The organism is Streptomyces sp. NPDC098789 (assembly GCF_044759975.1).
Taxonomy (GTDB): Bacteria; Actinomycetota; Actinomycetes; order Streptomycetales; family Streptomycetaceae; genus Streptomyces.
Genome location: NZ_JBIWAJ010000005.1, coordinates 170,289 through 183,395, shown reverse-complemented (window position 1 = coordinate 183,395; position 13,107 = coordinate 170,289). Strand labels below are relative to the sequence as shown.

Annotated in this window: 10 protein-coding genes; 2 read left to right on the top strand and 8 right to left on the bottom strand. The window is 73.8% G+C overall.

All coding sequences use genetic code 11. The annotated features are described in order from the left end of the window. Nucleotides 1-8: 8 nt before the first annotated feature. The 6 genes from ACIQWR_RS13375 to ACIQWR_RS13350 all read right to left on the bottom strand — a co-directional run bounded on the left by ACIQWR_RS13375 (nucleotide 9) and on the right by ACIQWR_RS13350 (nucleotide 7,777). Nucleotides 9-2,150 (bottom strand): 3-hydroxyacyl-CoA dehydrogenase NAD-binding domain-containing protein, encoded by a 2,142-nt coding sequence (locus ACIQWR_RS13375; protein WP_404007916.1) that lies wholly within the window; start codon nucleotides 2,148-2,150, stop codon nucleotides 9-11. Beyond that, nucleotides 2,147-3,367 (bottom strand): acetyl-CoA C-acyltransferase, encoded by a 1,221-nt coding sequence (locus ACIQWR_RS13370; protein ID WP_330333263.1) that lies wholly within the window; start codon nucleotides 3,365-3,367, stop codon nucleotides 2,147-2,149. The genes ACIQWR_RS13375 and ACIQWR_RS13370 overlap by 4 nt, the downstream gene beginning before the upstream one ends. A gap of 173 nt (nucleotides 3,368-3,540) precedes the next feature. Continuing rightward, nucleotides 3,541-4,320: a ferritin-like domain-containing protein gene (locus ACIQWR_RS13365; RefSeq protein ID WP_404007913.1), complete on the bottom strand. Its 780-nt coding sequence runs from the start codon at nucleotides 4,318-4,320 to the stop codon at nucleotides 3,541-3,543. Nucleotides 4,321-4,449: 129 nt separating this feature from the next. After that, on the bottom strand, nucleotides 4,450-5,757 hold the full coding sequence (locus ACIQWR_RS13360) for an HRDC domain-containing protein (RefSeq protein WP_404007910.1): 1,308 nt from the start codon (nucleotides 5,755-5,757) through the stop codon (nucleotides 4,450-4,452). A 375-nt stretch (nucleotides 5,758-6,132) separates the two neighbouring features. After that, nucleotides 6,133-6,795 carry a LuxR C-terminal-related transcriptional regulator gene (locus tag ACIQWR_RS13355; RefSeq protein ID WP_399267452.1) on the bottom strand — a complete coding sequence of 221 codons (663 nt, stop codon included), beginning with the start codon at nucleotides 6,793-6,795 and terminating at the stop codon, nucleotides 6,133-6,135. A 331-nt stretch (nucleotides 6,796-7,126) separates the two neighbouring features. Then, nucleotides 7,127-7,777 (bottom strand): DUF3000 domain-containing protein, encoded by a 651-nt coding sequence (locus tag ACIQWR_RS13350; RefSeq protein ID WP_404007907.1) that lies wholly within the window; start codon nucleotides 7,775-7,777, stop codon nucleotides 7,127-7,129. Between the two features lie 91 nt (nucleotides 7,778-7,868). Between ACIQWR_RS13350 and hemE the strand changes: the two genes are divergently transcribed. Beyond that, on the top strand, nucleotides 7,869-8,933 hold the full coding sequence (gene hemE / locus ACIQWR_RS13345) for a uroporphyrinogen decarboxylase (RefSeq protein ID WP_399267450.1): 1,065 nt from the start codon (nucleotides 7,869-7,871) through the stop codon (nucleotides 8,931-8,933). A 96-nt stretch (nucleotides 8,934-9,029) separates the two neighbouring features. Here the strand turns inward: hemE and ACIQWR_RS13340 are convergent, their stop codons facing one another. Together ACIQWR_RS13340 and ACIQWR_RS13335 are read right to left on the bottom strand one after the other, a co-directional pair. Further along, the gene (locus ACIQWR_RS13340) at nucleotides 9,030-10,415 is read right to left on the bottom strand and encodes an FAD-dependent oxidoreductase (protein WP_404007904.1); all 1,386 of its coding nucleotides are present in this window, start codon (nucleotides 10,413-10,415) and stop codon (nucleotides 9,030-9,032) included. Between the two features lie 60 nt (nucleotides 10,416-10,475). Further along, the gene (locus tag ACIQWR_RS13335) at nucleotides 10,476-11,423 is read right to left on the bottom strand and encodes a DUF4349 domain-containing protein (protein WP_404007902.1); all 948 of its coding nucleotides are present in this window, start codon (nucleotides 11,421-11,423) and stop codon (nucleotides 10,476-10,478) included. 152 nt (nucleotides 11,424-11,575) lie between these two features. On the opposite strand from ACIQWR_RS13335, the gene hemG reads away from it, so the two are divergent. Then, nucleotides 11,576-13,099, top strand: coding sequence for a protoporphyrinogen oxidase (hemG, locus tag ACIQWR_RS13330; RefSeq protein WP_404007899.1), 1,524 nt, complete (start codon nucleotides 11,576-11,578; stop codon nucleotides 13,097-13,099). Nucleotides 13,100-13,107 lie beyond the last annotated feature (8 nt).

Below are 13,107 nucleotides of genomic sequence, written 5' to 3'. Positions count from 1 at the left end.
GTTCGGCGTTACGCCGGGACGCTCGCCAGGCCCGGAGCGAGGAACTTCTTGCCGTTCACCCGCTCGGAGACGCCCTCACGGTCCAGGTACGGCGTGACGCCGCCCAGGTGGAAGGGCCAGCCCGCGCCGGTGATCAGGCAGAGGTCGATGTCCTGGGCCTCGGCCACGACACCCTCCTCCAGCATCAGGCCGATCTCCTGCGCCACCGCGTCCAGGACGCGGTCGCGGACCTGCTCCTCGGTCAGGACGGAGTCGCCCTGGACGAGCAGCGCGGCGACCTCGGGGTCGAGCTCCGGCTTGAAGCCGTTCTCCGCCTTGTAGACGTAGAAGCCGCGCTTGCCGGCCTCGACGACCCGCTTGAGGTTCGGCGAGACGGTGAACCGGTCCGGGAAGGCGCGGTTCAGGGTCTCCGACACGTGCAGACCGATGGCCGGACCGACCAGCTCCAGCAGCACCAGCGGGGACATCGGCAGGCCGAGCGGCTCGATGGCCTTCTCCGCCGTGACCACCGGGGTGCCCTCGTCGATGACGTTCTGGATCTCGCCCATGAAGCGGGTGAGGATGCGGTTCACGACGAACGCCGGGGCGTCCTTGGTGAGGACCGCGGTCTTCTTCAGCTTGCGCGCGACGCCGAAGGCCGTGGCCAGCGAGGCGTCGTCGGTCCGCTCGCCGCGGACGATCTCCAGCAGCGGGAGGATCGCGACCGGGTTGAAGAAGTGGAAGCCGACCACGCGCTCCGGGTGCTGGAGCCCCGCGGCCATCTCCGACACCGACAGCGAGGAGGTGTTGGTGGCGAGGATCGCGTGCGCCGGAGCGACCGCCTCGACCTCCGCGAACACCTTCTGCTTGACGGACATCTCCTCGAACACGGCCTCGATGATGAAGTCCGCGTCCGCGAAGCCCTCGGCCTTGTCCAGGACACCGCTCACCAGGCCGGTCAGGCGGTTGGCCTTGTCCTGGTTGATGCGGCCCTTGCCGAGCAGCTTCTGGATCTCGGCCCGGACGTAGCCCACGCCCTTGTCCACGCGCTCCTGGTCGATGTCGGTGAGCACCACCGGCACCTCCAGGCGGCGCAGGAAGAGCAGCGCCAGCTGCGAGGCCATCAGGCCCGCGCCGACGACGCCGACCTTGGTGACCGGGCGGGCCAGGTTCTTGTCCGGCGCACCGGCCGGGCGCTTGGCGCGCTTCTGGACCAGGTTGAAGGCGTAGATGCCGGAGCGCAGCTCGCCGCCCATGATGAGGTCGGCCAGCGCGGCGTCCTCGGCGTCGAAGCCCTTCTGGAGGTCCCCGTCCTTGGCGGCCTCGATGATCTCCAGCGCGCGGTAGGCGGCCGGGGCCGCGCCGTGCACCTTGGAGTCCGCGATGGCGCGGCCGCGGGCGACCGCCGCGTCCCAGGCCTCGCCGCGGTCGACCTCGGCCCGTACGACCTCGGTCGTGCCGTTCAGGACGTTCGCCGTCCAGATCAGCGACTGCTCCAGGAAGTCCGCGCCCTCGAAGAGGGCGTCGGCGATGCCCAGCTCGAAGACCTGCTCGCCCTTGAGCTGACGGTTCTGGTTCATCGAGTTCTCGATGATCACCGAGACCGCGCGGTCCGCGCCGATCAGGTTCGGCAGCAGGGCGCAGCCGCCCCAGCCGGGGACCAGACCGAGGAAGACCTCGGGCAGCGAGAAGGCCGGGATGGCCTTCGAGACGGTGCGGTAGGCGCAGTGCAGACCGACCTCGACACCGCCGCCCATCGCCGCGCCGTTGTAGTAGGCGAAGGTGGGGACGGCCAGCGCGGCGAGGCGCTTGAAGACGTCGTGGCCGCCCTTGCCGATGGCGAGCGCCTCGTCGTGCTTCTTGAGCAGCTCGACGCCCTTGAGGTCGGCGCCGACCGCGAAGATGAACGGCTTGCCGGTCAGGCCGGCGCCCACGATGGAGCCCGCGAGGGCCTCCTGCTCCAGCTGGTCGATCGCCGCGTTCAGGTTGGCGAGGGACTGCGGGCCGAAGGTGGTCGGCTTGGTGTGGTCCAGGCCGTTGTCCAGCGTGAGCAGCGCGAAGCGTCCGGCGCCGAACGGCAGGTCGAGGTGGCGGACGTGCGCCTGCGTGACGACCTCGTCCGGGAACAGCTCGGCCGCGCCCTTCAGGAGCTCAGTGGTGGTGGTGCTCACTTGCTGCCTCCGTCGAAGTGCGGGTTCTCCCAGATGGTGGTCGCGCCCATGCCGAAGCCGACACACATGGTGGTCAGGCCGTAGCGGACGTGCGGCTGCTCCTCGAACTGGCGGGCCAGCTGGGTGAGCAGACGGACGCCGGAGGAGGCGAGCGGGTGACCGTAGGCGATCGCGCCGCCGTACTGGTTGACGCGCGCGTCGTCGTCCGCGATGCCGTAGTGCTCCAGGAAGGCCAGCACCTGTACGGCGAAGGCCTCGTTGATCTCGAAGAGACCGATGTCGGAGATCGACAGGCCGCCCTGGGCGAGGGCCTTCTCGGTGGCCGGGATCGGGCCGTAGCCCATGACCTCCGGCTCCACGCCGGCGAAGGCGTAGGAGACCAGGCGCATCTTGACCGGGAGGTTGTTCTCGCGGGCGAAGTCCTCGGAGGCGAGGATCGAGGCGGTGGCGCCGTCGTTGAGACCGGCGGCGTTGCCCGCGGTGACGCGTCCGTGGGTACGGAACGGCGTCTTGAGGTTCGCCAGGTTCTCCAGGGTGGTGCCCGGGCGCATCGGCTCGTCGGTGGTGACCAGGCCCCAGCCCGTCTCACCGACCTCCGGGTTGGTGTTGCGCACCGAGACCGGCACCAGGTCCTGCTGGATCTTGCCGTCGGCGTACGCCTTGGCGGCCTTCTCCTGCGAGCGCACGGCGTACTCGTCGGCGCGGAGCTTGGTGATGGTGGGGTAGCGGTCGTGCAGGTTCTCCGCGGTCATGCCCATGAAGAGGGCGGACTCGTCGACCAGCTTCTCGCTGACGAAGCGCGGGTTCGGGTCCACGCCCTCGCCCATCGGGTGGCGGCCCATGTGCTCGACGCCACCGGCGATGACCACGTCGTAGGCGCCGAAGGCGATGGAACCGGCGGCGGTCGTCACGGCCGTGAGCGCACCGGCGCACATGCGGTCGATGGAGTAGCCGGGCACCGACTGCGGGAGGCCCGCGAGGATGCCGGCCGTGCGGCCCAGCGTCAGGCCCTGGTCGCCGATCTGGGTGGTCGCGGCGATGGCGACCTCGTCGATCTTCGCGGGGTCCAGGTCCGGGTTGCGGCGCAGCAGCTCCCGGATCGCCTTGACGACGAGGTCGTCGGCCCGGGTCTCGTGGTAGATGCCCTTCGGGCCCGCCTTGCCGAACGGGGTGCGGACGCCGTCGACGAAGACGACGTCCCTGACGGTACGAGGCACGATGGCTCTCCTCCAGGGTGCGGGGTGGCACTGCTGCGCGGGGGCGCGGTCAGATGTCCTGAGCGCCCGCTCACCCGCCCCATGCTACTTGCGGGTAACCCTTGTGGACACCCCCACCGGAAGGAGCGGCGAAGGTCACACTCCGGTGGTCCTCCCGCCGGGACCCGGGCGCGTCAACCGGTCCGGCGCCCGAGGGCCCGGACCCCGGCCCCGCCGCGGGCCGCGGCGCCGGCCGGGCCCTTCGGGCGCGGGGCGCCGCACATGGCGGCGGCCGGCCCGGTCGAGGCGCGCAGCACCTCCCGGACGAAGCCGCGGCGGCGCACCCCGAGGCCGCGCAGGGCCGGGCCGTGATCGACGGCGACGATCACGGCCGCGGTCGCGAGCAGCGCCCGCCAGGCCCCGACCGAGGCCCGGCGGACCGGCCGGGGGAGGCCCGCCAGCCCCTCCCGCAGGCGTCGGCAATGGAACGGCACGTGGCGTTCCTCGTCCGCCAGGATCCGCCCCGCGACCTCCGACACCAGCGGGTCCGGGCTGCCGTCGCGCACGGCCCGGTAGTACCGCAGCGCCACCACCTCGGCCACCATGAGCACCAGCAGCTCCACCCGCAGCCCCAGCAGCCTGCGCAGGCGGACGAAGGCCGCGTCGCTCCAGTGTCCGCGCAGCGTCCGCGCGCCACCCGCCGCCAGCAGCAGCGCCAGCATCCGCGCGTGGTTCTGCTCCTCGGCCACGAAGAGCCGCACCGCCCGCGCGTACCCCGCGTCCCCCGCCCGATCCGCCTTGCCGATCAGCGCGGAGCCGTCCCCGTCCTCACCGACCTGGAACCGTTGCAGGCTCCGCACCAGTGCCGGATCCAGCGCGGCGCCCGCGCTCCACGCCGGATCCCCCACCCGGGCGCGCCGCTCCCGCTCGGCCTCGAAGTCCCGTACCCATGTCCCGTACCCCGGATTGGTCATGCCCGGAAGCTAGCCTTTTTTGAGCATGTTCAAAAGCGTGCGGACGGGGCTGTTGCCGAACCGGGACAGACGAAGAACCCCCGGTCCGTCGGACCGGGGGTTCTGTGTGCGCGGGGGCTGGGGACGGGGTCAGTCGCTGGCCGGAGCGGCCGGAGCGGCCGGGGTGGCCGAGAGGGCCGTCACCAGCGCCGGGGTGACCTGCTCGATCTGCCAGGCGCGGGCTCCGTAGGAGGTCAGGGCCTCGGCCACGGAAGCCTCGGAGAGCTCGAAGGGGGGCTCCCAGCACAACCGCCGGACGCTGTCCGGGGCGATCAGGTTCTCCTGGGGCAGGTTCAGCCCCTCGGCCAGTGCGGAGACGGCCGTGCGGGCCGCCGCCAGCCGGGCCGCGGCGGCCGGGTCCTTGTCCGCCCAGGAGCGCGGCGGCGGGGGACCGGCCGGGGTGGCCCCGGGCTGCGGCAGCTCGTTCTCGGGCAGGGCCTTGGCGCGGTCCACGGCCGCCATCCACTGCTCCAGCTGGCGCCGGCCGATCCGCTGCCCGTAACCGGGCAGGGTGGACAGTGCCTGCACGTTGAGCGGCAGGGCGAGGGCGGCCTCGACGATCGCCGCATCGCCCAAAACCTTGCCCGGGGATACGTCACGTCGCTGGGCGATCCGGTCGCGGGCCTCCCACAATTCGCGGACGACGGCCATCTGCCGGCGGCGCCGCACCTTGTGCATTCCGGAGGTCCGCCGCCAGGGGTCCTTGCGCGGCGGGGCGGGCGGGGCGGCGGCGATGGCGTCGAACTCCTGGTGGGCCCAGTCGAGCTTGCCCTGCCGGTCCAGCTCCTGCTCCAGCGCGTCGCGCAGGTCCACCAGCAGCTCCACGTCCAGGGCGGCGTAGCGCAGCCACGGCTCCGGCAGCGGGCGGGTGGACCAGTCGACGGCGGAGTGGCCCTTCTCCAGTGCGTAGCCGAGCACGCTCTCGACCATCGCGCCGAGCCCGACCCGGGGGAAACCGGCGAGGCGCCCGGCCAGCTCGGTGTCGAACAGGGAGGTGGGCACCATGCCTATTTCGCGCAGGCACGGCAGGTCCTGGGTGGCGGCGTGCAGGATCCACTCGGTGCCGGACAGCGCCTCGCCGAGCGAGGAGAGGTCGGGGCACCCCACGGGGTCGATCAGCGCGGACCCGGCCCCCTCGCGGCGGAGCTGCACCAGGTAGGCGCGCTGGCCGTAGCGGTACCCGGAGGCGCGCTCGGCGTCGACGGCCACGGGTCCCGTGCCCGCGGCGAAGGCCGCGACCACACGGGCGAGGGCCTCTTCGTCGGCGACCACGGGAGGGATGCCCTCGCGCGGTTCGAGCAGGGGGATGGGCAGCCCATCGGACGAAACCTCGTCGTCCGGGGGGCCGCCCCCGGTGGTGGTGCGCAGGTCTGCTGCGGTCTCTTGGGCGTCGGTCACCGGGCAAGGATATCGGTGGATGCGCCGCGCCCGTCGCCGGAACGTTCCGGCGACGGGCGCTTGGGGGTGCCTGACGGATCTGCGTGGGGAAGGACCGGACACCGCGGACATCCGTCAGGCACCCCCAAGCGCTGTGACCGGAAAGGTTCACCGGGTCACGGCGCCCGGCACGGCACCTCGCGGCGTTGTCGGACCACGACGGTACGTCCAGTACGAGCCGTGGCCCTCCGTCTTGCGATGCACCGCACCGGACACCGCGACCCGGCAAACCTTTCCGGCCACAGCACTAGGTGGGAAGGCGGACGTTCCCCCGGGCGCCCCGGTGTGCCGTCCGGTGGTGACCGGGGGCGTGGGCCGGGGACCCTGGGGACGGGGTCAGTGGATGATCCCGGTCCGCAGTGCGACGGCGACCATCCCGGCCCGGTCGCCGGTGCCCAGCTTGCGGGCGATCCGGGCGAGGTGGGACTTGACGGTCAGCGCGGACAGGCCCATCGAGACGCCGATGGCCTTGTTGGACTGTCCCTCCGCGACGAGGCGCAGGACCTCGACCTCGCGGCCGGACAGCTCGCGGTAGCCGCCCGGGTGGCTCGGGGCACCCGGGGGGCGGCGGTGCATCCGGGCGGCGGCCGCACCGATGGGCGCGGAGCCGGGCCGGCTGGGGAGCCCGATGTTGGTACGGGTTCCGGTGACGACGTAGCCCTTGACCCCGCCCGCGAGGGCGTTGCGTACCGCGCCGATGTCGTCGGCGGCGGACAGGGCCAGGCCGTTGGGCCAGCCCGCGGCACGGGTCTCGGAGAGCAGGGTGAGACCGGAACCGTCGGGCAGGTGCACGTCGGCCACGCAGATGTCGCGCGGGCTTGCGACACGGGGGCGGGCCTCCGCGATGGACGAAGCCTCGATGACGTCACGAACCCCGAGAGCCCACAGGTGGCGGGTCACGGTGGAGCGGACGCGCGGGTCGGCCACGACAACCATGGCCGTCGGCTTGTTCGGGCGGTAGGCGACCAGGCTTGCGGGCTGCTCGAGAAGAACGGACACCAGGCCTCCTGAGGGAGTGGCGAGTGGATGGCGGCCGGGGAAGGAGCCGCTACCCACCGTGCGGATGGTCACTCACTCCTTCGGCACGTCACCCGCCCGGCTTTAGGGAATGATCACGATTTAGTGAGTAACAATTCGGGCAATTCGGACGCGCGATCGATCAAGGGTCGATCAGAAGACCGCAACGGACGCCCCGTTCTGACAGCCGGTCACCGGCGCGGGCGGGGGTCCCGGGGCCGCCGGGGCCGTGGCGGCCGACGGCCGGGGTGGTCGTGGCCGACCCGCGCGACCACCCGGAGGGGCCGCGCGACAGGGCCGTCCGGCCCCTTCGCTACGGGTGGTGCGGACCGCGCCGCTGTGGCAGGGAGACCACGGCCGTGTCCACGGGCCCGACCGGCGGCAGCCCCGCGGTCTGGCACAGCAGGTCGCACCAGGCGGCCAGGTGGCCCGCCGTGTCGGGCACCCCACCCACTCCCTCGCGGGGCGTCCACGAGGCTCTGATCTCGATCTGCGTCGCGGGCCGGCGCTCCGCGAGCCCGCCGAAGTAGTGCGACCCGGCCATCGTCACCGTGCCGCTCGCCTCCCCGTACGTCAGCCCGCGCGCGTCCAGCGCCCCGGTCAGCCAGGACCAGCACACCTCGGGGAGGAGCGGGTCGGCGGCCATCTCCGGCTCCAGCTCCGCCCGTACGAGCGTCACCAGCCGGAAGGTCCCGTGCCAGGCGTCGTGCCCGGACGGGTCGTGGAGCAGGATGAGCCGCCCGTCGGCGAGGTCGTCCTCGCCGTCGACGACCGCGGCTTCCAGCGCGTAGGCGTACGGAGCCAGACGCTGGGGCGGTTTCGTCGGGTCGATCTCGATCCCGGGGCGCAGCCGCGCCTTCTTCAAGCCGTCGACCGCCCGCCGGAACGGGAGCGGGACGGAGCTCTCCTTCGCGCTGTCCACACCGTCAGCGCCATCTGAAAATCGTCCCTGAGCCGCAGCCATGCGGGGAAGACTAGGCGCAGCGGGCGCCCGTACGGCGCAGGGACACCCGCGCTGGGCCGGGCACTTCTTCATACGTGCGAAGATTTGGGTCGTGAGCGCCAACGAGAGCCCGAAGGGCACGCCGAGTCAGACGTACGATTCCGCCTTCCTGAAGGCCTGCCGCCGCGAACCGGTGCCGCACACGCCCGTGTGGTTCATGCGCCAGGCGGGGCGCTCGCTCCCCGAGTACCGCAAGGTCCGCGAGGGCACGCAGATGCTGGAATCCTGCATGCGGCCCGACCTGGTCACCGAGATCACGATGCAGCCGGTGCGCCGCCACGGCGTGGACGCGGCCATCTTCTTCTCCGACATCGTGGTCCCGCTGAAGGCCATCGGCATCGACCTGGACATCAAGCCGGGCGTCGGCCCGGTCGTCGCCCAGCCGATCCGCCGCCGCGAGGACCTCGCACAGCTGCGCGACCTCACCCCCGAGGACGTCTGGTACGTCACCGAGGCCATCGGCCTCCTCACGAGTGAACTCGGCGGCACGCCGTTGATCGGCTTCGCCGGTGCGCCGTTCACCCTCGCGAGCTACCTCGTCGAGGGCGGCCCGTCCAAGAACCACGAGCACACCAAGGCCCTGATGTACGGGGACCCGGAGCTGTGGGCGGACCTGCTCGACCGGCTGGCCGAGATCACCTCCGCCTTCCTGAAGGTCCAGATCGAGGCGGGCGCCTCCGCGGTCCAGCTCTTCGACTCCTGGGTCGGCGCGCTCGCCCCGGCGGACTACCGCCGCTCGGTGATGCCCGCCTCCACCAAGGTCCTGGAGTCCGTCGCCTCCTACGGGGTCCCGCGGATCCACTTCGGCGTGGGCACGGGCGAGCTCCTCGGCCTCATGGGCGAGGCCGGCGCGGACGTCGTGGGCGTCGACTACCGGGTCGCGCTGGACGACGCCGTGCGCCGGGTCGGCCCCGGCAAGGCGCTCCAGGGCAACCTGGACCCGGCGGTCCTCTTCTCCACGACCGAGGCCGTGGAGGCCAAGACCCGCGAGGTCCTGGACGCGGCCGCCGGCCTGGAGGGCCACATCTTCAACCTGGGCCACGGCGTCCTCCCCACGACCGACCCGACGGCCCTGACCCGCCTGGTGGACTACGTCCACACCCAGACGCAGCGCTAGGCCCTCTCTGAGCGAACGCCGGCGGGGCTGGAGAATCCAGCCCCGCCGGCGTTCGAGGCGCGGGGTCCGGGGCGGAGCCCCGGGGTGTGGCGGGGGTCAGACCCCCGCCGACCGCACCGCCGCCACCGCCTTGCGCGCGGCGACCAACACCGGATCCCACACGGGAGAGAACGGCGGCGCGTACCCCAGGTCCAGCGAGACGACCTGGTCGACCGTCATCCCGGCCGTCAGCGCCACCGCCGCGATGTCCACCCGCTTCGCGGATCCCGCCCCGCCCACGATCTGGACGCCCAGCAGCCGCCCCGAGCGCTGCTCGGCCAGCATCTTGACCGTCATCTCCGCCGCCCCCGGGTAGTACCCGGCCGTGTTCGTGGAGCGGATCGTCGAGGTCACGAAGCGCAGGCCCACCTCCCGCGCGTCCCGCTCCCGCAGGCCCGTGCGGGCGATCTCCAGGTCGCACACCTTGCTCACCGCGGTGCCCACCACCCCGGGGAAGGTCGCGTAGCCGCCGCCCACCCCCGAGCCGATCACCTGGCCGTGCTTGTTGGCGTGCGTGCCCAGCGGGATGTGCCGGGTGCGGCCCGACACCAGGTCCAGCACCTCCACGCAGTCCCCGCCGGCCCAGACGTTCTCATGCCCCCGCACCCGCATGGCGAGGTCCGTCAGCAGCCCGCCCGACTCCCCGAGCGGCAGCCCGGCCGCCCGGGCCAGGGCGGTGCGCGGCTCCACGCCGATGCCGAGCACCACCACGTCCGCCGGGTACTCCTCGCCCGCCGCCGTGGCCACCGCCCGGGCCCGGCCCTCCTCGTCGGTGAGGATCTTCGTGACCTCGGCCCCCGCCACCGTACGGATCCCCATCGCGTTCATCGCGGCGTGCACCAGGCCGCCCATGTCCGGGTCCAAGGTGGCCATCGGCTGCGCGCCCCGGTGCAGGACGGTCACCTCGAAGCCCCGCAGGACCAGCGCCTCCGCCATCTCCACGCCGATGTAGCCCGCGCCGACCACCACCGCGCGCCGGACGTCCCCGCGTTCCAGGGTGTCCATCAGGCGCTGCCCGTCGTCCAGGGACTGGACGCCGTGCACCCCCTGCGCGTCGATCCCGGGCAGGGCGGGGCGGACCGGGCGGGCGCCGGTCGCCAGTACCAGCCGGTCGTAGCCCGTCCAGGATTCGGACCCCGATTCCAGATCCCGGGCGCGCACCCGCTGGCCGGCCAGGTCCAGCTCCACTACCTCGGTCCCGGTGCGCAGGTCGATCCCGCGCGCCCGGTGCTCCTCGGGGGTCCGGGCGATCAGCTCGTCCGGTCCGGCGACGGCCCCGCCGATCCAGTACGGGATCCCGCACGCGGAGTACGAGGTGAAGTGCGACCGTTCGAAGGCGACGATCTCCAGCTCCGCCGGGCCCTTGAGCCGCCGCGCCTGCGAGGCGGCGGACATCCCCGCCGCGTCGCCGCCGACCACCACCAGTCGTTCCGTCGCCGCCATCGCCCCTACCGTCCCTCCGTCGTCCTGCGCGTCGGTAACACGCTACGTCCGAACGGACGTTCAGTCCGTCACGCCCTCCCGCGATTCCGGCTGCGCCGCGGCGGACCCCGGCGCGCGCCGCCTGCGCAGCACCCGCCATCCGAGGTGGAGCAGCGCGGCCGCCCCGGCGAAGGGCAGCACCGCCCCGAAGGCCAGCACGATCCACCGCAGCGCTGTCGTGAAGACCGACCAGCCGCCGCCGAGCGCGTCCGTGAAGCCCGCCTCGTCGTCCTCGCCGGCCCCCTCGACCTGCCGCGGCTGCGTGACCTCCAGGGTGATCGTGCCGAGCGAGGTCTGGTCCTTGAGCGCCGTCTGCTGCGCCAGCAGCGACTCCAGGTCGGACTGGCGACGGCTCAGCTCGCCCTCCAGCAGCACCACGTCACCGATCGCCGTGGCCTTCTCCATCAGCTCCCTGACCCGCACCACGCTCGCCTGCTGGGACTTCACCCGGCTGTCGACGTCCGCGACCTTCTGTGTCACGTCGAGCGCCTCGACCTTGCGGCCGAGCAGCTTCCCGCTGCCCTCCAGCGCGGTGAGGACCGCGTCGAACCGGTCCGCCGGCACCCGCAGGGTCAGCGACGAGGTCAGCGCCCCGTCGGCGTCGCGCCGGGTGCTCTCGCCGCCCACGAACCCGCCCGCGCCCTCGGCGGCGGACCGGGCCGCGGCCAGGGCCCCCTGGGCCTGCGCGGTCTCGATCGAGAGGGTCGCCGTACGGATGACCTGCGGGCGCCCGGCCGCGGGCTGCTGCGGCCCCTTGCCCTGGTCGGCCGCGGCGGAAGGGGCGGCCGGGGGAGCGGCGGCCGCGCCGCCGGCGCCCTCGGCGTCCTGCCGGGCCGCCCCGGGGGCCGCCGCCGCGCTCTTGTCCCCGGCCGCGGAGTCCGCGGCGCAGCCGGTGAGCGCGAGCGCCCCGGCCAGGGCCAGGGTCGCGAGCAGGTGCGTGGTTCTCTTCGTCGGACGGTCGGTGCGCATCGTGGGTCCCCCCGAGGGTTCGGCCGGTGTCCGCGCTTCGACGCGCGCCGCCCCGCGCGGGTTTCACCGGCCGGCCGCGGACCGGTCCCGATGCGGTCACGGTCCGGCCACGGTGATCGGTCTGAGACGATGTGTCCATGCAGGAAGCGGACATGAGTACGGGCGGACGCACCGACGCCGACCCCGATGGGCGGCGCGGCTCCGGCCGGCCCAGCCACGCGGTGGTCATCGGCGGCGGCATCGCCGGACTCGCGGCGGCCCACCAGCTGCTCGCCACCGGCGCGCGGGTGACCGTACTGGAAGCCGGTGCGCGGCTCGGCGGCAAGCTGCACGCCGGGGAACTCGCCGGGCTCCCCGTCGACCTCGGCGCCGAATCCGTGCTCGCCCGCCGCCCCGAAGCCGTGGAGCTGGCGCGGGCCGTCGGCCTCGGCGACGCCCTTCAGGCACCCGCCACCGCCACCGCCGCCCTGTGGACCCGCGGCGCCCTGCGGCCGATGCCGCGCGGCCACGTCATGGGCGTCCCGGGCGACCCGGCCCTGCTGGCCGCCTCGGGCGTGCTCTCCGCCGAGGGCCTCGCCCGGATCTCCGCCGACGCGGACCTCGCCCCCACCGAGCTGGGCGAGGACGTGGCCGTCGGCGCGTACGTCGCCGCCCGGCTCGGCCGCGAGGTCGTGGACCGGCTCGTGGAACCGCTGCTCGGCGGGGTCTACGCCGGGGACGCCTACCGGATCTCGATGCGGGCCGCGGTGCCCCAGCTCTTCGAGGCCGCCCGCACCCACCGCTCGCTCGCCGAGGGCGTACGGGAGATCCAGCGCCGGGCCGCCGAGCGGCCGCAGGACACCGGCCCCGTCTTCGCGGGCATCGAGGGCGGCATCGGCCGCCTCCCGCTCGCCGTCGCCGCGGCCTGCCGCGCCGCCGGGGCGCGGATCCTGACCGGGGCGCCCGTGCGCGAACTGCTGCGCACGCCCGCGGGCTGGCGCGTGGTGACCGGCGGCTCCGGCTCCGCCCCGGCCGAGGTCATCGAGGCCGACGCCGTGGTCCTGGCCACCCCCGCGGGCCCCGCGGCCGCCCTGCTGGAGCGCCTCGCGCCCGCGGCCGCCGGCGAGCTGCGCGCGGTCGACTACGCCTCGATGGCGTTGATCACCCTGGCCTTCCGGCGCTCCGACCTGCCGGCCGGGCTGACCGGCAGCGGCTTCCTGGTGCCGCCGGTGGACGGCCGCACCATCAAGGCGTCGACCTTCTCCAGCAACAAGTGGGCCTGGTCGGGCGCCGATCCCGACCTGTTCCTGCTGCGCACCTCCGTCGGCCGCCACGGCGACGAGGCCGTCCTGGAACGGGAGGACGCCGAGCTGGTCGATGTATCGCTCGCGGACCTCGGCGAGGCCGTGGGGCTGGCCGCCCGCCCGGTGGCCTCGGCCGTCACCCGCTGGACCGGCGGACTGCCGCAGTACCCGGTCGGGCACCTGGACCGGGTGGCCCGGATCCGGACGGCCGTCGCGGACCTGCCCGGACTCGCGGTGTGCGGCGCGCTGTACGAGGGCGTGGGCATCCCGGCGTGCGTCGCCAGCGCGCACCGGGCCGCCGACGCGGTGGCCGGGGCACTGGCGGCGGGGCGCTCCGGCGCGGTCGCGGCGGGCTCCGCGGGCGCGTTCGGCACCCCAGGCACAGAGCACTGATCAGGACA